Origin of the sequence: Paraburkholderia sp. CHISQ3 (genome assembly GCF_030464945.1) — a bacterium.
Lineage (GTDB): Bacteria > Pseudomonadota > Gammaproteobacteria > Burkholderiales > Burkholderiaceae > Paraburkholderia > Paraburkholderia megapolitana.
Map to the genome: position 1 here is coordinate 142,855 of NZ_JALPRG010000008.1, position 20,604 is coordinate 163,458.

Sequence of the window (20,604 nt, forward strand, 5' to 3'; positions counted from 1 at the left end):
GCGGACCGGGTGACCGGTCCGCCTTGCTTCCTGATGTGTTGATACGTTGCCGTTATTTCTTCGGCGTCGTGCCGAGCGATCCGAGTCCACCGAGCAGTCCACCGGAAGTCGAGGAGCCCGAGCCGCCGGTCAGTCCGCCGGTGAGCGAATTGAGCAACCCGGTAACCGGTGACAGCAGACCACCCAGGCCGCCCGAACCACTTGAGCCGCCTGTTCCGCCTGAGCTGCCGGTCGAACCACCCGTTGCGCCACCGAGTGCGCCGGTCACAGACCCGAGCAGACCGGTGACAGGGGCGAGCGGGTTCGAGCCTGAGCTTCCCGTTCCGCCGGTTGCACCGCCGAGTGCACCGGTCACAGATCCAAGCAACCCGGTGACAGGTGCCAGCGGATTCGACCCGGTCCCGCCGGTGCCGCCAGTCGCTCCACCGAGGCCACCCAGTACACCGGTCAATGTCCCGGTGACGTTGGTAAGCAAGCCGGTGACAGGCGCAAGCGGTCCCGTGCTGCCACCGAGCGCACCTGTGAGCGTTCCGGTCACGGTGTTGAGCAGGCCGGTCACAGGCGCGAGCGGTCCACCGCCTGAGCCAGAACCCGATCCGCCGAGTCCACCGCCCAGACCACCGAGCGCGCCGGTAAGCGTGCCAGGCAGCGAGGTGAGCAGGCCGGTGAGCGGCGCAAGCGGATTGCCCGAGCCCGTACCTCCCGAGGTGAGCAGACCACCTGCCGAGGTAACCGTGTCGCCGAGCTTGGTGACGACGTTGCCCAGGTTCTGGCCGATCGGATTGCCCGTGGCTCCACTGATCTGCGCGCCTGCGGCATCGAGACCATGACCGATGGTCGAGAGCAGACCATTGAGCGGCGCGCCGAGACCAGTCGTGTCACCGATGGCCTGAGTGGTTGCCGAAACAGTCGAGGTGATCGGTGTGATCACCGAGCTGACAGTCTGTGTGACCTGCTGGATCGGTCCGGTCGAGATCGCGGTACCGAGCTGCGTACCGATACCGCTGACGGCGTTACCCACTGCAGAGACGAGCCCACCGAGTGGCGTGGTGAGCGGACTGAGCGGTGCGGTAGGTCCAGTGCCGAGGCTCGTGACCAGCTGCCCGACGTTGTTGACGGCCTGGCCGGCGTCGTAGACGACATTGCCTGAGCTCGCGAGGGTGATGCCGAGCGGGTCGGTAGCCTTGCCGAGCTGGCCGAGGCCGTTGGCCGTTCCATTGCCGAGCGCAGTGACACCGGCGCCGAGGTTGGAGACGACGTTGCCGAGCGCAGCGGTCGTCGCGGGGTTGCCGCCCGGAATCGGCGTGAGTCCGATCTGACCGCCGATCGCGGAGACCGTCTGGCCAGTCGCGGTGACGATGTTGCCGGTGTTCTGGACGACGTTGCCGATAGCGTTGGCGTTAGGCGTAGGCGTAGGCGTCGGCGTTGGCGTCGGGGTAGGCGTCGGCGTCGGCGTGGGCGTCGGCGTTGGGGTAGGCGTCGGCGTCGGCGTGGGCGTCGGCGTCGGAGTAGGCGTCGGTGTCGGAGTCGGAGTCGGAGTCGGAGTCGGCGTCGGCGTCGGAGTCGGCGTCGGTGTCGGCGTCGGCGTCGGCGTCGGCGTCGGAGTAGGCGTCGGTGTCGGAGTAGGCGTCGGTGTCGGAGTCGGCGTCGGGGTAGGCGTCGGCGTCGGTGTGGGCGTCGGCGTCGGCGTCGGCGTCGGTGTCGGTGTCGGTGTCGGTGTCGGTGTCGGTGTCGGGGTAGGAGTCGGTGTCGGGGTAGGAGTAGGCGTCGGGGTAGGTGTCGGCGTCGGCGTCGGCGTCGGAGTAGGCGTCGGAGTAGGCGTCTTCCCACCACCACCGCCAGTACCCGTCCCGCCACCGCCGGTACCTGTACCACCACCGGTGCCGATGGTTCCGCCACCGGAGCCACTGCCCAGCGGTTTAGTAACGGTCGATCCGCAGCCTGCCAGCGCGATCAGTGACGATACACACATTGCGATCGTCGTCATTTTGAATTGGCGATTCATGTTGGCCTCCCCTCGTAAAGAATCTAGTGGAGGAGTCAACTGCAAGTGCTATGCCAATCTCTCCAGCAACCGGTACAAACCGCCGAGGCCAATGGAATCAACGGAAAGGGATCGCGACAGTCCGTCGATGGAGCTTGCCAGTCTCAATGTGTCGTGGAACAGGCGCTCGCATAGGCGGTGCGTAACGTAACGCGAAGCGGCCTTGTATCGCCGGCGAATGCGGTATCGGTCATACAGGGCGAATGGGCCGCGAGTGCCGCGGGACGGTCGGTGCAGCCCTAAAGAAAAACGGCGGACCGGGTGACCGGTCCGCCGTACTCCCTGGCGTGTTGAGCTGCTGTCGTTATTTCTTGGGTGGCGTAGTCGATGCGCCGAGTCCGCCGAGCAGTCCGCCGGAAGTCGAGGAACCCGAGCCGCCGGTCAGTCCGCCGGTGAGCGAGTTGAGCAGACCCGTGACTGGTGAAAGCAGAGCGCCCAGACCGCCGGAGCTGCTGGACCCACCCGTTCCACTTGAACCTCCCGTGCCGCCTGAGCCGCCGGTCGAACCACCCGTTGCGCCACCGAGTGCACCGGTCACAGACCCGAGCAGACCGGTGACAGGGGCGAGCGGGTTCGAGCCTGAGCTTCCCGTTCCGCCGGTTGCACCACCGAGTGCGCCGGTCACGGATCCAAGCAGACCGGTGACAGGTGCCAGCGGATTTGACCCGGTCCCGCCGGTGCCGCCAGTCGCTCCACCGAGGCCACCCAGTACGCCGGTCAACGTCCCGGTGACGTTGGTGAGCAAGCCGGTGACAGGGGCGAGCGGTCCCGTGCTGCCACCGAGCGCACCGGTAAGCGTTCCGGTGACGGTGTTGAGCAGGCCGGTCACAGGCGCGAGCGGTCCACCGCCTGAGCCAGAACCCGATCCGCCGAGTCCACCGCCCAGACCGCCCAGACCACCGAGCGCGCCGGTAAGCGTGCCAGGCAGCGAGGTGAGCAGTCCGGTGAGCGGCGCAAGCGGATTGCCCGAGCCCGTACCTCCCGAGGTGAGCAGACCACCTGCCGAGGTAACCGTGTCGCCGAGCTTGGTGACGACGTTGCCCAGGTTCTGGCCGATCGGATTGCCCGTGGCTCCACTGATCTGCGCGCCTGCGGCATCGAGACCATGACCGATGGTCGAGAGCAGACCATTGAGCGGCGCGCCGAGACCAGTCGTGTCACCGATGGCCTGAGTGGTCGCCGAAACAGTCGAGGTGATCGGTGTGATCACCGAGCTGACAGTCTGTGTGACCTGCTGGATCGGTCCGGTCGAGATCGCGGTACCGAGCTGCGTACCGATACCGCTGACGGCGTTGCCCACTGCAGAGACGAGCCCACCGAGCGGCGTGGTGAGCGGACTGAGCGGTGCGGTAGGTCCAGTGCCGAGGCTCGTGACCAGCTGCCCGACGTTGTTGACGGCCTGGCCGGCGTCGTAGACGACATTGCCTGAGCTCGCGAGGGTGATGCCGAGCGGGTCGGTAGCCTTGCCGAGCTGGCCGAGGCCGTTGGCCGTTCCATTGCCGAGCGCAGTGACACCGGCGCCGAGGTTGGAGACGACGTTGCCGAGCGCAGCGGTCGTCGCGGGGTTGCCGCCCGGAATCGGCGTGAGACCGATCTGGCCGCCGATCGCGGAGACGGTTTGGCCCGTCGCGGTGACGATGTTGCCGGTGTTCTGGACGACGTTGCCGATGGCGTTGGCGTTAGGCGTAGGCGTAGGCGTAGGCGTAGGCGTCGGCGTTGGCGTCGGGGTAGGCGTCGGCGTCGGCGTTGGCGTCGGAGTAGGCGTCGGCGTCGGGGTAGGCGTCGGCGTCGGGGTAGGTGTCGGCGTCGGCGTCGGGGTAGGCGTCGGCGTCGGGGTAGGCGTCGGCGTCGGGGTAGGCGTCGGCGTCGGGGTAGGCGTCGGCGTCGGAGTGGGCGTCGGCGTCGGAGTAGGAGTCGGTGTCGGTGTCGGTGTCGGTGTCGGTGTCGGCGTCTTCCCACCACCACCGCCAGTACCCGTCCCGCCACCGCCGGTACCCGTACCACCACCTCCACCGCCGGTGCCGATGATTCCGCCACCGGAGCCACTTCCCAGCGGTTTAGTAACAGTCGATCCGCACCCTGAGAGCGCGATCAGTGACGATACGCACATTGCGATCGTCGTCATTTTGAATTGGCGATTCATGCTTTTTTCCCCTCGGAAATAAACCGATAGGGGGTCAACTGCAAGCGCTATGCCAATTTCTCCGGCAAGCGCCACAAACCGCCAAAGCCTGTGGAATAAAGGGAAAGGGATCGCAATGGTTCGAGAGCGTTGAGCGCCGGCTTCGATGTGTCACGGAACAGGCACCCCCACACGCGGTGCGTAACGTAACGCGAAGCGACCTCGCATGCCTGATCAGCACGATGTCCGCCACGCAGAGCCGCCGGGCTTCGGCACAACTCGACAGTCAGCACAGCACAAAAAAAACGGCGGACCGTGTTATCGGTCCGCCGCACTCCCTGAGATGATGAGACGTTGTTGTTATTTCTTAGGTGTACTGGCGAGCGAGCCAAGTCCGCCGAGCAGACCGCCGGATGACGATGAGCCGCCGGTCAGCCCGCCCGTGAGCGAGGTGAGCAGACCGGTGACCGGCGCGAGCAGACCGCCCAGACCCGCCGAGCTACCCGTCCCGCTCGAGCCGCCTGTCGATCCACCCGTTGCCCCACTGACCGCTCCGGTCACGGACCCGAGCAGCCCGGTGACAGGCGCCAGCGGATTCGAACCCGAACTGCCGCCCGCTACGCCGCCGAGCGCTCCCGTGACAGATCCGAGCAGTCCGGTAACCGGCGCCAGCGGATTCGAGCCCGAACCGCCAGCTCCGCCCGCTACGCCGCCGAGCGCACCGGTGACCGTACCGAGCAACCCGGTAACAGGAGCAAGCGGATTCGATCCCGAAGTACCGGTTCCGCCGATGCCGCCCAGCACGCCAGTCAAACTTCCCGTGACGCTGGTAAGCAACCCGGTAACCGGCGCGAGGGGCCCGGTGCTGCCGCCGAGCGCACCAGTAACAGCTCCGGTGACCGTGTTGAGCAGCCCGGTGACAGGCGCCAGCGGACCGCCAGAGCCGGAGCCCGTACCCGTACCGGAACCGCCGAGTCCACCCAGGCCACCCAGACCGCCAGTAAGCGTACCGGGCAGCGAACCGAGCAGTCCGGTGAGCGGCCCGAGCGGATTGCTCGAGCCCGTGCCCCCGGCGGTTAGCAGACCGCCCGCAGAGGTAACGGTGTCGCCGACCTTGGTGACGATGTTGCCGAGGTTCTGACCGATCGGATTGCCGGTTGCTCCGCTGATCGTGCTGCCGGCGGAATCCAGACCATGGCCGATGGTCGAGAGCAGACCGTTGAGCGGCGCGCCCAGACCGGTCGCATCGCCAATCGTTTGAGTGGTCGCCGAGACGGTCGAGGTAATCGGCGTGATCGCCGAGCTGACAGCCTGCGTGACCTGCTGGATCGGCCCGGTGGAGATCGCGGTGCCGAGCTGGGTACCGAGACCGCTAACCGCATTGCCGACGGTGGACACCACGCCACCCAGCGGAGTCGTAAGCGGACTCAGCGGTGCGGTAGGTCCGGTCCCAAGGCTGGTAACAAGCTGGCCGACATTATTAACAGCCTGGCCGGCGTCGTAGACGACGTTGCCCGAACTCGCGAGCGTCACGCCGAGCGGATTACCACCCTTGCCGAGCTGGCCCAGGCCATTGGCCGCGCCCGTGCCGAGCGCAGTGACACCGGCGCCGAGGTTGGAGACGACGTTGCCGAGCGCGGCAGTGGTCGCGGGGTTGGCACCGGGGATCGGCGTGGTACCGATCTGGCTGCCAATCGCCGAAACGGTCTGGCCGGCGGCGGTGATGACGTTGCTGGTCTTCTGGACGACATTGCCGACCGCGTTGGCGCTAGGCGTCGGCGTGGGTGTCGGAGTCGGTGTGGGCGTCGGCGTCGGCGTCGGAGTAGGCGTCGGCGTGGGTGTCGGTGTAGGTGTTGGCGTCGGTGTGGGCGTCGGTGTCGTGCCACCGTTCCCGCCGCCGCCGATGCCCCCTGGCTTGGTGACGGCCGAGCCGCAACCCGTCAGGGCGATCATTGAAGTTACGCAAAAAGCGACTGCTGTCATTTTAAATTGGCGTTTCATGTTTGCCTCCCCTCGTAAAGAGCTTGGTGGGGAGTCAACTGCAAACCTTATGCCAATTTCGTCCGGAATCGAGCGATGCCGGCTAAGCAAGCTGCATCAAGGGAAAGCGGGCGCCAGCCGCGACGGTGCAAGGTCGTGGCCGCTGCGATGTGGTGTGGAACAAACGTTCGATTGAGCCGCGCGTAACGTAACGCGCGTGCTGCCCTGAACCGGGATGTAACCGTGACGAAGCGCGATCGATTTGCGGCGACTCGCGAGGGCGTTAGCGTTTACCCCGTCAGATTTTTAGCCGCCGTAGCACCCTCGGACCGGCTATCGCGATGAGTGCCGCGCACAGCGCGACGACCGACAGCCCGATCGGCAGGCTCGTTACCTGCGCGATGCCGCCGATGATCACCGGCCCCAGCAGCATGCCGAAATAGGCGAGCCCGGCAACATGCGCGAGCCCTTCGGCTGCATGAATACCCTTGACGCGCGCGGCCGCCGCAAAAAGCACCGGCATCATGTTAGCGAGCCCCAGCCCCATCAACGTAAAGCCGGCCAGCGCCGTGACCGGATACGGCAACAGGAGCGCGCCGACCATACCGACGAACGCCAGCGATGCGCTCGCCATGACCAGTTGCGGCGCTCCGAAGCGCGCCCGGACGGCGTCGCCGCCGAACCGCGCGGCGGCCATGCCGCCAGAAAACGCGGCGTAGGCCGCGCTCGCCACCGCAGGGGTCGCAATCACGATGTCGCGCATATAGACGGTCGCCCAGTCGTACATCGCGCCCTCGGCGATCAGTGCGATCAGCGCGAAGATGCCGAGCGCCCACAGTGCCGGCGAGCGCCAGCGGTTGGCCCGCGGCGTGTGGGCGTCCGGATGCTCGGCGTGCGGCACATGAGGCAGGACCGAAGGACACGCAACCACCAGCACCAGTGCGCTCACCGCCGCGGCAAGCGCGAGATGCACGGGCGGCGCCATGCCGCGCGACATCAGCGCCCCACCTGCAGCCGCACCGGCCATTCCGCCGACGCTGAACATACCGTGCAGCGTCGACATGATCGGGCGTCCCAGCGCGATTTCGACGGCGCTCGCTTCCGCGTTCATCGCCACATCGAGCGTCGCCATGCCCATACCGAAGACAGCCAGCACGACGAGCAACAGCCAGTAAGAAGGAACGATCAGAATCAGCGCCGCGCACACCGACATCGTCAGGCCGCCGGCGAAGCACGCACGGCGCGAGCCGACGCGGGCGATCCACGGTCCGTTGGTCGCCATCGCGGCAATCGAGCCGACCGCCACCGCCAGCAGCGCGAACGAGAGCAGCGCCGGATTCAGATGGAAGCGGTCGCGCACCGTCGGCACATGGACTCCCCACGACGCGTACATCATCCCGGCGATGAAGAACAACGCCATCGTGGCGTTGCGGGCCCGGTTGCGCTCGGCAGCGGGGAGTGCGCTGTGGGCGGCGGGGAGCGCGGGGAAATCGGAGGGTCGATCGGACACGGGAAGCTCGTTGCGTTGGCGGGAAGCAGGCGCGCGGGACAGAAAGGAAACCGCGAGGAAACCCCGAGGTAAGCGCGCTGAAAGCGAACGTCAGATTCTATCTGCCCAGGTGAGTCTTATGGCGGAGCCGCCTGAACTAATATGGACGTCTGAACAGGCCGGCCCAGCAAGCCGCCCGCCTCCGCCCACCGAGGACCGCGTACTTGAACATTCCCGCTCACGCTCCGCTGCATCTGCTGCACCAGGCCGCTGTCGGTACGCTGGCCACCCATGCGCGCGAGCCGCAAGGTTTCCCGTATCCGTCGGTCCTGCCGTTTGCACCGGATTCGCGACATCGCCCGACCATCCTCGTGAGCCGTCTCGCCGAACACACGCGCAACCTGCATGCCGATCCGCGCGCCGGGTTTCTGGTCGCCCACGCGCCCGACGGCGACGTGCTGAACGGCCAGCGCGTCACCTTGTTAGGTGCGTTCGAGCCGGTCGAACCCGATGAAACGTCGGTGCGCCGCTACCTGCGCTATCACCCGGACGCCGCCCGCTATCTGGCACTCGGCGACTTTTCGTTCTGGACGATGAACGTCGACCGGCTGCGCTATATAGGAGGATTCGGCGCGATGGGCTGGCTCGACGCACAGGATCTCGATCCCCTCGAGCCGCTTGCCCTCGACGAGGAAGCCGCTCTCGCCGATTTTTTCGACGCTCACCCGAAGCGCGTCGACAGTCTGGTACTGGCGGGCGTCGATCGCTACGGCGCGGATCTGAAAATCGCCGGCGAGCGGACCCGCTTCATGTTCGATGTGCCGAAATGCGATTCGGATGCGTTGCATGCCGCATTGGCCGACTGTATCGAGCGACATCTCTCCTGAATATTGCGATGACTGGACAGAGCATTCTGTTTATTTCGTCCGAAGTGAAGCAATTTCCCATTTTGTTGCGTCTCGTCGCTCACAAACTCTCATGCCGTGAAAAGTTGAGGCGTAAATGGCAAATTAATTTTCATGGTTTGGGAGTTGATAATCCAATTATCTGAAATATGCAGTCGGTTTGCATGAACGAAGAATCTACCGAAATGAAAGTTTCTTAACATCGTCTCAGTACTCGTCGAAGCACTTTGAAACAAAAGATAATTAATTTCGGGAAGCGATCTTTTCCCCTCTTTCGATTTTGTGTTAATCTCGCCTGCAAATTCCGAGGCACGACAACCTTCAAACGGCAAGCCCGCTTAAGATCGGCAGCCATTTATCCAAACCACAAGGCAAACTATGTCTTCCTACAAGGACCTTCTCGCTCAGCGAGAGAAGCTGGAAAAGCAGATCGAAGAAGCCAAGGCACGCGAATATGCCGAAGTGCTGAACGAGATCAAGCAGAAAATGACCGACTACGGTATTACCCTGGCCGAACTCGGTGGCGGTCGCGGCAAGCACGCCAAGGCTGGCCGCCCGCGCGCAGGCGTGGCACCGAAGTATCGCGACCCGGATAGCGGCAGTACATGGTCGGGCCGCGGCAAACCGCCGCGGTGGATCGCAGGATTGGATCGCGAGAAGTTTCTTATCCAGAAATAATGCCCGTTCGCACCTCACGGTGCGAAGCATCAATAAAACCGCGTTATCCGCAAGGAGCGCGGTTTTTTATCGTCGGTCGGTTGCACTGCGGATGGCACTGCGACAGAACGTGATGAGGGCTTGAATACGAATGCTTCGTGTTCCAGTAAGCGGCTGATTTAAAAGGGTATTTTCGAGCGATCAAGCATCTTTCGCGATGCCTCGCGGGTAGAATGACGGTTACCGTCAACCGCCAGTTTGCTTTCATTTTTATGCCTGCAGCCGCTATCGCACAATCCAGCGAGAAACATCGGGTCGCGCGTAAAACCACTGTTGTGAGTATCGTGCTCAATGCGATATTGAGCGCATTGCAATTAATTGTCGGAGTTTTGGCGCATTCCCAGGCGTTGATTGCCGACGGTGTTCATTCACTATCGGATCTCGTATCCGACTTTATCGTGCTGATTGCCAACCGCCATAGCGGTGCGCAACCCGACGCGGATCACAACTACGGTCATAGCCGCTATGAAACGGTCGCGTCGCTGTTTCTCGGCGCGCTGCTAATCGCCGTGGGTGTCGGCATGCTCTGGCGCGCGGGTACCCGGCTCGCCGATCTCGAGGCGATTCCGGCCGTTCATTTGAGCGCGCTGGTCGTGGCGGTGCTTGTACTTGTGTCGAAGGAGGCGCTGTTCCGCTACATGCTGCGCGAGGCGCAACGTGTGCGCTCCGCCATGCTGATCGCGAACGCATGGCATGCAAGGTCGGATGCGGCGTCGTCGCTGGTGGTGGCGCTCGGCATTATCGGCAGTCTGGCGGGTGTGCGGCTGCTCGATCCGATCGCGGCGGCGATCGTCGGCTTCATGGTGGCGCGCATGGGCTGGGTGTTCGGCTGGGACGCGCTGCAGGACCTGTCCGACCGCGCGCTCGACGAAGCGGCGTCCACCGGCCTGCGCACCTTGTTACTGGCCACACCCGGCGTGCGCGACGTGCACGAACTGCGTACCCGCAAGATGGGCGACTTCGCGCTCGTCGACGCGCATATCCTCGTCGACCCGCTGATTTCCGTATCGGAAGGGCATTTCATCGCCGAGTCGGCGCGGGCGCGCCTGTTGACCGACACGCGTGTGCTCGACGCGCTGATTCACGTCGACCCCGAGAACGACACGCTCGCACGGCCGCCCGTCGATCTGCCGCCGCGCGAGCGCATCGTTAGCGAACTGAACGCGGCGCTTGACGGGCATGGTGTCGCTATCGAGGCGGTCAATCTGCACTATCTGAGCAGCGGGCTCGATGTCGAACTGGTTTTGCGGCCGTCGCCGGACCTTGGCGAGGAAGGCCGCAGCGAAGACGACGCGGCCTGGCTGGCCGGCATCGATCGCGTGGAGCTACAGCGGCGCCTGGGTGCGCGACGATTGAGCGTGCTAAAAGCAACGGTTTTGTCAGAGCCGCAGAGCAAACTGGCGCGTGAACATCGCGACGTCGCCTGATGAAAACGTCCCCCGGCTTTACAGCGGCAACTGCGTATCGAACTTGATCTCCCGCAGCACGACGCTCGTACGAACCTGCGCGACGGCGGGAATCTTGAAGATGCGTTCGTGCAGGAACGCGTCGTAGGCCTTGATATCGGGCGCGACGATTTTGAGGATGTAGTCGGACTCGCCGGTCGTGCTGTAGCACTCGGTCACTTCCGGGCAGGTGGCGATTTCGCGCTCGAACTGCTCGACGCCGCCTTCGGTGTGCCGGGTCAGGTGGATGTGCGCGAGCGCGCAGACATGGAGCCCCAGCTTCTCCCGATCGAGCAACGCCGTATAGCGCTGGATCACGCCCGATTGCTCCATGTCCTTGATCCGGCGCCAGCACGGCGTACTGGACAAGCCGACCTGATCGGAGATTTCCTGGACCGAGCGGCGCGCGTCCAGCTGCAGCAGACGCAGGATCTTTTGAGAGAACGTATCGAGTGTCAACTGCGCCTCCGTGTGCGTCGCGGTATAGCCAAATGGTAGAGGCCGCGAAAACGAAGCGCAATGTATACCGGCAGTTATGAGGGAGATTCCCTAATTTGCGCCACGCTCAGCGGCTTTTTGTGCTGAGCCGTCCCCATCAGTGTCCGCGCTGCCGTTTGCGACAGCGGCTGTGGCGCCGGCGGCCTGCGACGCACGTAGCTCGGCGAGCATGTTGCAGAACAACGCACCCTGCTCGATCGCGTCGTCGAGTGCGACGTGCGTATGCGGGTGATCGTCGAACCAGTGTTTCGGCAGCCGCGGCTTGATGCACTTGCGATACGGCAAGCCCGTCATCGCGAACGCGAGCGTCTTGATGTCGAGCGCGGACCAGGAGAACGGACAGCGGCCGGCGAACCGCATCATGTACCAGAACATGAACGTGAAATCGAAGCCGGCCGGCATCGCGACGAAGACTGGCTTGCCCGGCAGCGCCTCGACCCATTCGACGTACTTGTTCAGCGCGGCTTGCGGCTGTTGCAGATCGAGCCGGCAGGCGGCCCACGCTTCCGGCTGCGTCTTCCACCACGCTTCCTGCACTGGATGCGGCGTGGCCCCCTCCAGCAGCTCGAGATTGGCCGAGAAGGTGGCGACGAGACGCTTGTCCGCGGTGTAGGCGGCGGAAGCGAAGCTCAGCATCGAGTGCGGGCCGGGAATCGGGCCGTCGGCTTCGACGTCGGTGCTGACGTAGATTTCCTCGCTCATGCGCCGACTCCGTCCGCCACATACGGATTGGACTGGCGCTCCGCGCCGAACGTCGAAGTGGGACCGTGGCCCGGCACGAAGGTCACGTCGTCGCCGAGCGGCCAGAGCTTTTCGCGGATCGAACGGATCAGGTCGGCATGGTTGCCGCGCGGAAAGTCGGTACGTCCGATCGAGCCGGCGAACAGCACGTCGCCAACCAGCGCGAGCCGGTGCGCGCGGCTGAAGAACACGATGTGGCCGGGCGTATGGCCGGGGCAGTGATACACCTCGAACTGTTCGTCGCCGAACTGCGCGGTGTCGCCGTCATGCAGCCAGCGGTCCGGTTCGAATGCTTCAGCGGCCGGGAAGCCGAAGCGGGTGCTCTGATCGGGCAGCTTGTCGAGCCAGAAGCGCTCGTCCGGATGCGGACCTTCGATCGGTACGCCGTAGTGCGCCGCGAGTGTTTTCGCGCCGGCGCAGTGATCGATATGGCCGTGCGTGAGCAGCACCTTTTCCACCGTGACCGCCTGCCGCGCGACTTCACCCTGGATGATCTCGAGGTCGCCGCCGGGATCAACGACGGCTGCGCGGCCGGTTGCCTCGCAGACGAGTAATGAGCAGTTCTGCTGGAACGGGGTGACCGGTATCAAGGTGACTTTCATGGCGTACGCGCAGCTCTAAAACTGCGATTGTACCGGCCGCTCCGTGCCCGCGCCGGTTGTCGCAAGAGGTCGGCGCAGCAGGCGCGTTTTTCGCGTCGTAGATAAAAATTCAGTAAAGATTCATGGGGTTATCCCTCGTTTGGGAGGGCGCCGATGTGTTTTGGGTATAATGGCGACCTTGTGCACGGGAAACCGTGCCGCCACTGGGCGACCCGAACCCTGATCTGAAAGGACGAGCGGGCGCCGTCAAGCAAGTGCCGTCGGTTGTCGACGGCAAATCCAGCATCGACAGGTTTCGATGCACACGTCTTACCCAGCCAGGCGCCACGCGCCTGCTACGGCCTAGCTGCCGTGACGCTGGGTGGGGCCTACGCCGCTGTTCCTGGGCGCCAAGGTTGTCGGCGCTCAAGAACGTGTTTGCCACGTTCGATGGCGGCATGTGGGGTCTGGTCAGGCTGCCGGGGACAGGTTGCGCCAGACGTGAAAACTAACCGTGCGGTAGCGGCAGAAATTACCGCATCCGGGCTACGACGTTCTGCGCCTCGCGCAGGCGTTGGCTTTTGCCTTGCCGCCGGAGTCGCATGCAACACGCAGCTATCGCGTGATGCGGCTCGACAATGTGAATGCACGTTTATGAAAACTCGGTTGCCCCGACGTATCGGGAGTTTTTTTGCCTTTTTTGTGCTGGCGGGGTGCGCGATGCCTCCTGGCCCCGCCGATCAGGCAAGCAACACGCCGCTCAGCACCCGGAGTGCGCACGCCGGTAGTGATCTGAGCGCGCCGGTCGCCTACGGCGCCGCGTTCGGTGGGCCGGCTTCCGGCGCCGACGCGAAGGCGGGCGACAAGTCGCTTGCCGATGCCGAACCGCTGACCGAAGGCGGACCGGATGTCTCGGATTTCCAGCAGACCGGTCGCGCTTCCTGGTACGGCCCGCGTTTCCACGGCCGCCGTACCGCGAGCGGCGAGCGCTACAACATGCACGCGCTGACCGCCGCGCACCGCACGCTGCCGATGGGCTCGTATGTGCGCGTGACGAACCCGACCACGACGCGTTCTGTGATCGTGCGCATCAACGACCGCGGGCCGTACGCACGCGGCCGGGTGATCGACCTGTCCTACGCAGCCGCGCTCGAACTGGACCTGCAGCACGCCGGTACGGCGCGCGTGAAGATCGAAGGTCTGTCGCAGCAGGAAGCGAGAGCCGCACGCAACGAAATACTGGCGGCGAATTCGACGAAATAAGCTGGAACGTGGAATCGCGGGCAACTACCAAGTTGCCTCGTGGTCGCCAGATGTCTCCCTGAAGGGCCGCCTCTCGCGGCCCTTCAGTCTTTCTTGAGCGCGAGTGCGCGCGTATAGAGCGCGTTGCGCGATGTACCGGTGATCGAAGCCGCCACGCGCGCGGCACTGCTCACCGACAGTTCCTCCAGCAGCAGGCCCAGCAGCGTGTCGTGATCTGCTTCGCCGGTTGCCTGCGCCTTCATCCCCTCGACCACCAGTACGAATTCGCCGCGTTGCCGGTTTGGATCGGCGGCGAGCCATGCTGGTCCATCGGCCAGGGTGCTCACGTGCAATGCCTCGTGTAACTTCGTCAGCTCACGGGCGATCAGCATGCGCCGCGCACCGCCGAACGCCTCGGCGAGCGCCGTCACGGTTTCGAGAATGCGGTGCGGCGCTTCGTAGAACACCATCGCGTACGGATGTCCTGCGAGCGGCTGCAGCATCGTCGCGCGTTGCTTTGCCTTGGGCGGCAGGAAGCCGAGAAACGAGAACGTCTCGGCCCAGTCGCCGGCTGCGCTCAACGCGGTGGCAAGCGCGCTGGCGCCGGGCAGCGGAACGACCGGGAAGCCCGCCTCGCGCGCCGCTTCGACGAGTTTCGCGCCGGGGTCGGAAATGCCCGGCGTCCCGGCATCGGACACGTAGGCCACGCGTTCGCCGGCCTGCAGGTATTCGACGATGCGTTGCGCCGCGGCCCGTTCGTTGTGCTGATGCACGGCGACGAGCGGCTTCGAGATGCCGTAGCGTGCGAGCAGCTGGCCGGTGTTGCGGGTGTCTTCGGCGGCGATGCGGTCCGCGAGTCCGAGCACATGCAATGCGCGCAACGTGATGTCGGCAACGTTGCCGATCGGCGTCGCCACGACATAGAGCGCAGGGGCGGGGTACTGCTGCCCTTGCGCGAGTTCGGAGAGAGGAGTCATGAGACGGAACCCGCAGACAGATGAAGCAAGGCCGCCATTGTGCCACGCGGCTACCGGCGCTCCGGACCGCGCCGCGCCTACGACTGCGCCCACGCCCACGCGGGTTCAGTCTGCCGGCGACAACTTTCCGCGGCAGCGCGGGTCGAAGCTCGTCGGCGCGGCATTTGAAGCACATGCGCTGGTGTTCCTGCAGCATCAACGGTTGCGCTTCGTGGCACGCAACGTTACGTGCCGCGGCGGCGAGATCGATCTCGTGATGCGCGATCGCGACGACACGCTCGTATTCGTCGAAGTGAGGGCGCGTGCGCAGCGCCGCTACGGCGGCGCCGTGGCAAGTGTCGGTTGGCACAAGCGGCAGCGGCTGTTGCGCGCCGCGCAGTTTTTTCTGGCGACTCGGTTAGCGAACCAGAACGGCGAGATGCCCGCCTGCCGGTTCGACGTCGTTGCGTTCGAAGCAGGTCGGCTTATCTGGCTACGCGACGCATTTCGTGCCGACGACCGCTAAACCTGCCGGATACCGCGCACGAGTACGCTAAACTTGCGGACGCGAACGGGGCGGATGAACGCCCGATCTTCACAACACGGGCCGCGTGCGATGCGGCCGCGACGCAGCACACCATAGAGAGTCGATGTCAGTCGAACGCATTCAACAGCACTTCCGCGAAAGCGCGGAGGTGATACACGAAGCCATCGAAACGCTGTCGATGCCGATCGCCGCGGCCATCGACGCGATGTTCGCCGCGCTTGCCAACGGCAATCGCATTCTCGCGTGCGGTAACGGCGGTTCCGCCGCCGACGCGCAGCAGTTCGCCGCAAAACTGCTCGGCCGCTTCGAGCGCGAGCGCCCGGAGCTACCCGCCATTGCGCTGACCGCCGATTCCTCCGTATTGACCGCAATCGCCAGTCATTACGCGTTCGAGCAGATATTCTCGAAGCAGGTCCGCGCGCTCGGTCAGCCGGGCGACGTGCTGTTCGCGCTTTCCGCAGCGGGCGACGCCGCCAACGTGCTGGCCGCGATCGACGCCGCACACGAGCGCGAAATGGTCGTGATCGCGCTGAGCGGCAACGGCGGTGGCGCGATCAACGACGTGCTGACCGATACCGACATTCACATCTGCGTGCCGTCGGCGCGTACCGCACGTATCCACGAAGTCCATGTGCTGACCATCCATTGTCTGTGCGACGGCATCGATGCCATGTTGCTCGGCGAAGATTGACCCAGAAGGAGAGTTTGTTGATGAGCGCAACCCGCGTCAAAAGAACGCTTGTACGTACCACGCTCGTGGTGAGCCTCGCTGCCGGACTGGCCGCGACCTTGCAGGGCTGTGTGCTGGCTGTGGCCGGCGCGGCCGGCGGCGGTGCGCTGCTCGCAACCGACCGCCGCACGCTCGGCGCGCAGACCGAGGACCGCGAGATTCAGGTGAAGGCGCTGTCCCAGCTCAGCAGCAATCTGCCGGACGCATCGCACATCAATGTGGCGGTGTTCAACCGGCGTGTGCTGATCACCGGTGAAGTACCCGACGACGCGTCGAAGCAGAAAGCCGACACGCTGGTGCGCGGTATCAACAACGTGAATTCGATTGCCAACGAGCTCGCGGTGCAGGCGGCCAGCGCGTACACCTCGCGTAGCAACGACACCTACCTCGAAACGCGGGTTAAAACCGCGCTGATCGCAGAGAAGAACATCTCCGCGAACAACTACAAGGTGGTGTGCGAGCGCGGCATCGTGTACCTGATGGGCCTCGTTACCGTCGACGAAGGCAATCGCGGCGCCGATGTAGCGAGTCGGGTACCCGGTGTCGTGCAGGTCGTGAAGGTGTTCCAGTACATCCAGCCGCAGGAAGCGGCCGCTGCGGCAGCGGCGGCATCGGCACCGGCAGCGCCTGGCGCGCAGCCGGCTGCGAGCGAACCGACAGTTGGCGCCGTGCCGGATTCGTCGGTGAGCTCGCGTCCGCTTGAGCAGCAGGCTCCTGCGCCGGTGACGAACTCGACCCCAGTACAGCCGGGCAATCCGGCTGCGCCGCAAAAATGAGCGTGGCGGTCGGGATGTGCGGTGTGCGATTAGCTCGATGGATGTGTTCGGCGCTGCTAGTTGTGGCCTGCGTGCCGGTTGCTCGCGCGGCCGATGCGCCGGCCGGCCAGGTGATTGCCAGCCGCAATGCGTGCATGGGTTGTCACGCGGTGGATCGCAAACTGGTTGGGCCGGCGTTCCAGCAGATCGCGGCGAAGTACAAGGGCGATCCACAGGCCCAGGCGAAGCTGGCGCGCAAGGTGAAGGACGGCGGGTCGGGCGTCTGGGGCGTGATTCCGATGCCCTCCCATCCGTCGATGAGCGATGCCGATATCCGCACGGTTGTCGACTGGGTGCTAGCCGGCGCACCGGCCAAATAAGGCTGTCCGAGCGCCGGCTGGGCGCGTGGCAAAACGCAAAAACCGTGTGCTAGAATCCCAACGTCGTTGGGGCGGTAGCTCAGCTGGGAGAGCGTCGCGTTCGCAATGCGAAGGTCGTGAGTTCGATCCTCATCCGCTCCACCAAACGTATTTCTCGTAGTTCCGCATGAAACGACAAAGCCGGCCTTGTGCCGGCTTTGTCGTTTCATCGCTCCGGCAACAGGCACCTGGCTCTTCGAGTTCCACTGGAGACAGCCTGTCCTTTGTGCGCTATCGCGCCCGCTCTGCGCGTTAGCAATTGCCGCCGCTCGCCTCCATCGATAGTCTTGGAAAACAGTCTTTCACGAAGGAGAGCGAGGTGACCCGTCAGATTGTATTCACACCAAAAGCGGCCAAACCGCCGCCGACCTACAGCCAGGCAGTCAAAGCCGCGGGTCTGATCTTCGTCTCCGGCACAGCTCCCGTCGATCCGGCGACAGGTGCGATCAAGGGCGCCACTATCCAGGAGCAGACCCGGCAGTGCATGGTCAACATAGAGGCGATCCTGGAGGAAGCAGGCAGTTCGCTAGGCAAGATTGTCAGTGTCACGGTTGTATTGGCGGACGAAGACGACTTTGCTGGCATGAATGAGGAGTGGCTTAAATGGTTTCCTGCCGATCCTCCAGCGCGTCAGGGAGCCAAACTGCCTGCGCGTATTCCGGGGCTTAAGGTTTCTATTGCTGCGATTGCGGAGGCCTAGAATTATTCGTCGAGGCAAATGGCTGCGCGGTCGATGAGTGGCACGCTCAACTGCTAATCTCCCGCGGCCTTACCGGGATCGCCTTGACGCTCGACGTAGTCTTCTCAACCTTGGCCATTCCCATGGAGCCATGGATGCTGGCAGTGTTGGGACTTCCTGTCGACGCGCCTGCGAGTGCCCATGACGCGACAGCGCTGCGGCCGTCGCTGTCACTCCGTTTCGCTGTCGTCGGTGTCTGCATTGGCGGTTAACGCTTCCTGACTCATGGCAGTGGCCGCCAGTGCCGTGGCAAGCTCAGGATGTGCTTCTTTCCGCTCGCTATAGCGGTCCGTGAGGTAGTCCGAACGATCGCGCACCAGTAGTGTGAACTTGAACAGTTCTTCCATGACGTCGACGACGCGATCGTAATAGGCCGATGGTTTCATCCGCCCGTCCGCGTCGAATTCCGTCCATGCTTTAGCTACCGAGGATTGATTCGGAATGGTCACCATGCGCATCCATCGACCGAGCACGCGCAGCGCATTTACTGCATTGAACGATTGCGAGCCGCCGCATACCTGCATCACCGCAAGCGTACGGCCTTGCGTTGGACGAACACCGCCGCTTTCAAGCGGTAACCAATCGATCTGATTCTTGAATACAGCCGTCAGGGTGCCGTGACGCTCCGGGCTGCACCATACATGCCCCTCCGACCACTCCGAAAGCTTGCGTAGCTCGATCACTTTTGGATGATCGGCGGACACGCTATCAGCGAGCGGCAGGCCGTGCGGATCGAAGACCCGGGTGTCCGCGCCGAAATGGCGCAGGATGCGCTCGGCTTCCAGCGTGAGAAGCTGACTGTACGATGTGGGCCGCAACGAGCCGTAGAGCAGGAGAATGCGCGGAGCGTGTTGCGAGACGGTGACCGGTTCGAGTTTGTCGAGGTCCGGTGTGTCCAGGTGCGGAGCGCTGACGTTAGGAAGATACTGCGTCATCTACCGATCTCCATCGTTCGCTGTCGATCGCGCTCATAGCGATCGTCTTTCGATGCTGTGTTTCGCTTCATATCAACGCTGCTCATTTGATTCCTCCGCCGGTCTCTCGCCGATAGCACGCATCTCTTGCTGAATCGCGTTGTGATCGAGCACGTGCAGCGGCAGGTTCACGAACTGGCTCACGCGGGTCATGATCTGCCGATACACCTTGCTGAACACGTTGCGCTTGTCTTCGTCGCTGCCCTCGAACGCGGCAGGATCTTCAAAGCCCCAATGCGCTGTCAGCGGGTGGCCGGGCCAGATCGGACAGACTTCGCCCGCAGCGTCGTCGCAGACAGTGATGACGAAATCCATGTGCGGTGCATCGGGCGTCGCGAACTCGTCCCAGCTTTTGCTACGTAGCTGGGACGTGTCATAGCCGAGTGATTCGCAACGCTCGGTCGCGAACGGATTCACTGCGCCGGATGGGTGACTGCCTGCGCTATACGCGCGAAACTTACCCTTTCCAAGGACGTTAAACAGCGCCTCGGCCATGAGGCTGCGCGAGCTATTGCCAGTGCAGAGAATGAGGATCGAATAAGGTTTATCGCTCATGTGTCGCTCCGAAGTGTCACGACGGATTAGCCGACGCACAACATGCGGTCGACGATTGCGACTGCGCTTCCGGCTGCTCGCGCGAGTGCCCATAGACCGGCGCGGCCTCGAGGGTTCTGAACGTTTCCCACGCGACACCCTGCGGATCGACCGTCCATGCCTTGTCCGACCGGGCATAGCAGCAGGTCGTCCCTATCTGCGACTCTACTGGCAGTAGCGCAGCGCTAAAGCGCGCATTCATCTCGGCCAGTTCCGCGTCGGTTTCAACCTGGATACCGATGTGATCGACGCCCGGTTTCGCACCGCGCCTGGAGATCGCGAAATTTACCGCCGGGTCCACCAGTTCCCATTTGCAGTAATCGGTTTTGAGAACGGTCGGCTCGACGTTGCCGAACATGGCGCTGTAAAACCGGATGCTGTCGTTCAGGCTCTCGACCGCAACGTGAATGTGCATGCGCTTCATGGTGTGTCTCCGCAGCAGTTTGAGAGATCGCTCGCGGCACAGGTCGCGCCTGCGCAGCAGTTCTCCGTGAGGAAACCAATCAGGTCCGTCATGGCGTCGAAGTTCGCGGTGTAGATGACGAAACGTCCGTCCTGTCGCGGCTTCACGAGGTCTGCATGTGACAGATCCTTCAAATGAAACGAAAGACTGGAAGGGGAAAGCCCAAGCTGCTGCGCGATTTCGCCGGCGGCCATGCCGTCGGGGCCGGCTACAACCAGCAGACGAAAGATCGCAAGGCGCGATTCATGGGCGAGCGCGCTCAGAGCGCGTACAACGAGGTTCGAGTCCATGCCCGGAACGATAGAGCATTCATTTCTATATTTCAAGTATTGTTGAAATATAGAAATGAAGTCCCGATGGGTGGCAGTGCGAGCAGGCTATGATCAAAGCCACCGTGGACATAGCCTATCTGTCCGCATTGCAGGAGTGAAACCTCGATGAGTACAGCCGTTCTGGAATCCATCCTGACCTGCCCACACTGCGGCTTTGCCAGGCAAGAAACCATGCCCGCGGATGCTTGCCAGTTTTACTACGAATGCTCGAACTGCAAGGCACTGTTGCGCCCAAAGCCGGGCGATTGCTGCGTGTTCTGCTCCTTCGGTTCAGTTCCGTGCCCATCGATCCAGCTAGAACGTGGATGCTGTAGATAGCGAACGCAGAAAC

22 protein-coding genes and 1 tRNA gene are annotated in these 20,604 nt (G+C 63.8%); 11 read left to right on the top strand and 12 right to left on the bottom strand.

Features of this window, described 5'->3' with window-relative positions; genetic code table 11:
* Positions 1–52: 52 nt before the first annotated feature.
* From M0D65_RS20205 to M0D65_RS20220, 4 genes are all read right to left on the bottom strand, one after another.
* Positions 53–2,005: a collagen-like triple helix repeat-containing protein gene (locus M0D65_RS20205; protein ID WP_266254261.1), complete on the bottom strand. Its 1,953-nt coding sequence runs from the start codon at positions 2,003–2,005 to the stop codon at positions 53–55.
* 343 nt (positions 2,006–2,348) lie between these two features.
* On the bottom strand, positions 2,349–4,187 hold the full coding sequence (locus M0D65_RS20210) for a collagen-like triple helix repeat-containing protein (protein ID WP_266254262.1): 1,839 nt from the start codon (positions 4,185–4,187) through the stop codon (positions 2,349–2,351).
* 339 nt (positions 4,188–4,526) lie between these two features.
* The gene (locus M0D65_RS20215) at positions 4,527–6,167 is read right to left on the bottom strand and encodes a collagen-like triple helix repeat-containing protein (protein ID WP_266254263.1); all 1,641 of its coding nucleotides are present in this window, start codon (positions 6,165–6,167) and stop codon (positions 4,527–4,529) included.
* A gap of 277 nt (positions 6,168–6,444) precedes the next feature.
* Positions 6,445–7,656, bottom strand: coding sequence for an MFS transporter (locus tag M0D65_RS20220; protein ID WP_091008984.1), 1,212 nt, complete (start codon positions 7,654–7,656; stop codon positions 6,445–6,447).
* A 203-nt stretch (positions 7,657–7,859) separates the two neighbouring features.
* Between M0D65_RS20220 and M0D65_RS20225 the strand changes: the two genes are divergently transcribed.
* The 3 genes from M0D65_RS20225 (at position 7,860) to M0D65_RS20235 (ending at position 10,684) form a co-directional block, all read left to right on the top strand.
* Positions 7,860–8,522, top strand: a complete 663-nt coding sequence (locus M0D65_RS20225; protein WP_266254264.1) for a HugZ family protein — start codon at positions 7,860–7,862, stop codon at positions 8,520–8,522.
* A 396-nt stretch (positions 8,523–8,918) separates the two neighbouring features.
* Positions 8,919–9,218 carry an H-NS family nucleoid-associated regulatory protein gene (locus M0D65_RS20230; protein WP_091008989.1) on the top strand — a complete coding sequence of 100 codons (300 nt, stop codon included), beginning with the start codon at positions 8,919–8,921 and terminating at the stop codon, positions 9,216–9,218.
* A gap of 251 nt (positions 9,219–9,469) precedes the next feature.
* Entirely contained in the window at positions 9,470–10,684 is a 1,215-nt protein-coding gene (locus M0D65_RS20235) for a cation diffusion facilitator family transporter (protein ID WP_266254428.1), read from the top strand.
* Between the two features lie 18 nt (positions 10,685–10,702).
* Here M0D65_RS20235 and M0D65_RS20240 read toward each other — a convergent pair whose 3' ends face one another.
* From M0D65_RS20240 to M0D65_RS20250, 3 genes are all read right to left on the bottom strand, one after another.
* Positions 10,703–11,161: an Lrp/AsnC family transcriptional regulator gene (locus tag M0D65_RS20240; RefSeq protein ID WP_074263115.1), complete on the bottom strand. Its 459-nt coding sequence runs from the start codon at positions 11,159–11,161 to the stop codon at positions 10,703–10,705.
* A 90-nt stretch (positions 11,162–11,251) separates the two neighbouring features.
* Complete coding sequence (locus tag M0D65_RS20245) at positions 11,252–11,902, bottom strand: exonuclease (protein ID WP_091008992.1); 651 nt, start codon at positions 11,900–11,902, stop codon at positions 11,252–11,254.
* Positions 11,899–12,543, bottom strand: coding sequence for an MBL fold metallo-hydrolase (locus M0D65_RS20250; protein ID WP_266254265.1), 645 nt, complete (start codon positions 12,541–12,543; stop codon positions 11,899–11,901). Before M0D65_RS20250 ends, M0D65_RS20245 begins: the two co-directional genes overlap by 4 nt.
* A gap of 699 nt (positions 12,544–13,242) precedes the next feature.
* Here M0D65_RS20250 and M0D65_RS20255 point away from each other — a divergent pair.
* On the top strand, positions 13,243–13,785 hold the full coding sequence (locus M0D65_RS20255) for a septal ring lytic transglycosylase RlpA family protein (RefSeq protein WP_308076693.1): 543 nt from the start codon (positions 13,243–13,245) through the stop codon (positions 13,783–13,785).
* 83 nt (positions 13,786–13,868) lie between these two features.
* Here M0D65_RS20255 and rsmI read toward each other — a convergent pair whose 3' ends face one another.
* On the bottom strand, positions 13,869–14,741 hold the full coding sequence (rsmI, locus tag M0D65_RS20260; protein WP_266254267.1) for a 16S rRNA (cytidine(1402)-2'-O)-methyltransferase: 873 nt from the start codon (positions 14,739–14,741) through the stop codon (positions 13,869–13,871).
* Between rsmI and M0D65_RS20265 the strand changes: the two genes are divergently transcribed.
* The 6 genes from M0D65_RS20265 to M0D65_RS20290 all read left to right on the top strand — a co-directional run bounded on the left by M0D65_RS20265 (position 14,740) and on the right by M0D65_RS20290 (position 17,871).
* Positions 14,740–15,246, top strand: coding sequence for a YraN family protein (locus M0D65_RS20265; RefSeq protein WP_266254268.1), 507 nt, complete (start codon positions 14,740–14,742; stop codon positions 15,244–15,246). The genes rsmI and M0D65_RS20265 overlap by 2 nt on opposite strands.
* A gap of 124 nt (positions 15,247–15,370) precedes the next feature.
* A complete protein-coding gene (locus tag M0D65_RS20270) occupies positions 15,371–15,958 on the top strand; it encodes a phosphoheptose isomerase (RefSeq protein ID WP_266254269.1) in 588 nt (195 codons plus the stop codon).
* A 20-nt stretch (positions 15,959–15,978) separates the two neighbouring features.
* Positions 15,979–16,773, top strand: coding sequence for a BON domain-containing protein (locus M0D65_RS20275; RefSeq protein WP_266254270.1), 795 nt, complete (start codon positions 15,979–15,981; stop codon positions 16,771–16,773).
* A 41-nt stretch (positions 16,774–16,814) separates the two neighbouring features.
* Positions 16,815–17,132: a c-type cytochrome gene (locus M0D65_RS20280; RefSeq protein WP_266254429.1), complete on the top strand. Its 318-nt coding sequence runs from the start codon at positions 16,815–16,817 to the stop codon at positions 17,130–17,132.
* Between the two features lie 68 nt (positions 17,133–17,200).
* Positions 17,201–17,276: transfer RNA gene (locus M0D65_RS20285), tRNA-Ala, on the top strand.
* Between the two features lie 214 nt (positions 17,277–17,490).
* Positions 17,491–17,871 (top strand): RidA family protein, encoded by a 381-nt coding sequence (locus tag M0D65_RS20290; RefSeq protein WP_266254271.1) that lies wholly within the window; start codon positions 17,491–17,493, stop codon positions 17,869–17,871.
* A gap of 209 nt (positions 17,872–18,080) precedes the next feature.
* Here the strand turns inward: M0D65_RS20290 and arsH are convergent, their stop codons facing one another.
* The 4 genes from arsH to M0D65_RS20310 form a co-directional block, all read right to left on the bottom strand.
* Positions 18,081–18,845 carry an arsenical resistance protein ArsH gene (gene arsH / locus M0D65_RS20295; protein ID WP_266254272.1) on the bottom strand — a complete coding sequence of 255 codons (765 nt, stop codon included), beginning with the start codon at positions 18,843–18,845 and terminating at the stop codon, positions 18,081–18,083.
* A gap of 72 nt (positions 18,846–18,917) precedes the next feature.
* Complete coding sequence (locus tag M0D65_RS20300) at positions 18,918–19,439, bottom strand: arsenate reductase ArsC (RefSeq protein WP_266254273.1); 522 nt, start codon at positions 19,437–19,439, stop codon at positions 18,918–18,920.
* Positions 19,440–19,455: 16 nt separating this feature from the next.
* Positions 19,456–19,902 carry an ArsI/CadI family heavy metal resistance metalloenzyme gene (locus M0D65_RS20305; protein WP_266254274.1) on the bottom strand — a complete coding sequence of 149 codons (447 nt, stop codon included), beginning with the start codon at positions 19,900–19,902 and terminating at the stop codon, positions 19,456–19,458.
* A complete protein-coding gene (locus M0D65_RS20310) occupies positions 19,899–20,231 on the bottom strand; it encodes a helix-turn-helix transcriptional regulator (RefSeq protein ID WP_091009029.1) in 333 nt (110 codons plus the stop codon). The genes M0D65_RS20305 and M0D65_RS20310 overlap by 4 nt, the downstream gene beginning before the upstream one ends.
* A 147-nt stretch (positions 20,232–20,378) precedes the next feature.
* Here M0D65_RS20310 and M0D65_RS20315 point away from each other — a divergent pair, with 147 nt between their 5' ends.
* Positions 20,379–20,591, top strand: a complete 213-nt coding sequence (locus M0D65_RS20315) for a GDCCVxC domain-containing (seleno)protein (protein ID WP_091009032.1) — start codon at positions 20,379–20,381, stop codon at positions 20,589–20,591.
* Positions 20,592–20,604: the final 13 nt, after the last annotated feature.

Coding starts and splice junctions, on each gene's coding strand:
- M0D65_RS20230 (WP_091008989.1), top strand. CDS start 8,919: ATGTCTTCCTACAAGGACCTTCTCGCTCAGCGAGAGAAGCTGGAAAAG.
- M0D65_RS20245 (WP_091008992.1), bottom strand. CDS start 11,902: ATGAGCGAGGAAATCTACGTCAGCACCGACGTCGAAGCCGACGGCCCG.
- M0D65_RS20300 (WP_266254273.1), bottom strand. CDS start 19,439: ATGAGCGATAAACCTTATTCGATCCTCATTCTCTGCACTGGCAATAGC.
- arsH (WP_266254272.1), bottom strand. CDS start 18,845: ATGACGCAGTATCTTCCTAACGTCAGCGCTCCGCACCTGGACACACCG.
- M0D65_RS20310 (WP_091009029.1), bottom strand. CDS start 20,231: ATGGACTCGAACCTCGTTGTACGCGCTCTGAGCGCGCTCGCCCATGAA.
- M0D65_RS20255 (WP_308076693.1), top strand. CDS start 13,243: ATGCCTCCTGGCCCCGCCGATCAGGCAAGCAACACGCCGCTCAGCACC.
- M0D65_RS20235 (WP_266254428.1), top strand. CDS start 9,470: ATGCCTGCAGCCGCTATCGCACAATCCAGCGAGAAACATCGGGTCGCG.
- M0D65_RS20210 (WP_266254262.1), bottom strand. CDS start 4,187: ATGAATCGCCAATTCAAAATGACGACGATCGCAATGTGCGTATCGTCA.
- M0D65_RS20205 (WP_266254261.1), bottom strand. CDS start 2,005: ATGAATCGCCAATTCAAAATGACGACGATCGCAATGTGTGTATCGTCA.
- M0D65_RS20315 (WP_091009032.1), top strand. CDS start 20,379: ATGAGTACAGCCGTTCTGGAATCCATCCTGACCTGCCCACACTGCGGC.
- M0D65_RS20305 (WP_266254274.1), bottom strand. CDS start 19,902: ATGAAGCGCATGCACATTCACGTTGCGGTCGAGAGCCTGAACGACAGC.
- M0D65_RS20280 (WP_266254429.1), top strand. CDS start 16,815: ATGTGTTCGGCGCTGCTAGTTGTGGCCTGCGTGCCGGTTGCTCGCGCG.
- M0D65_RS20250 (WP_266254265.1), bottom strand. CDS start 12,543: ATGAAAGTCACCTTGATACCGGTCACCCCGTTCCAGCAGAACTGCTCA.
- M0D65_RS20215 (WP_266254263.1), bottom strand. CDS start 6,167: ATGAAACGCCAATTTAAAATGACAGCAGTCGCTTTTTGCGTAACTTCA.
- M0D65_RS20270 (WP_266254269.1), top strand. CDS start 15,371: ATGTCAGTCGAACGCATTCAACAGCACTTCCGCGAAAGCGCGGAGGTG.
- rsmI (WP_266254267.1), bottom strand. CDS start 14,741: ATGACTCCTCTCTCCGAACTCGCGCAAGGGCAGCAGTACCCCGCCCCT.
- M0D65_RS20275 (WP_266254270.1), top strand. CDS start 15,979: ATGAGCGCAACCCGCGTCAAAAGAACGCTTGTACGTACCACGCTCGTG.
- M0D65_RS20265 (WP_266254268.1), top strand. CDS start 14,740: ATGAGACGGAACCCGCAGACAGATGAAGCAAGGCCGCCATTGTGCCAC.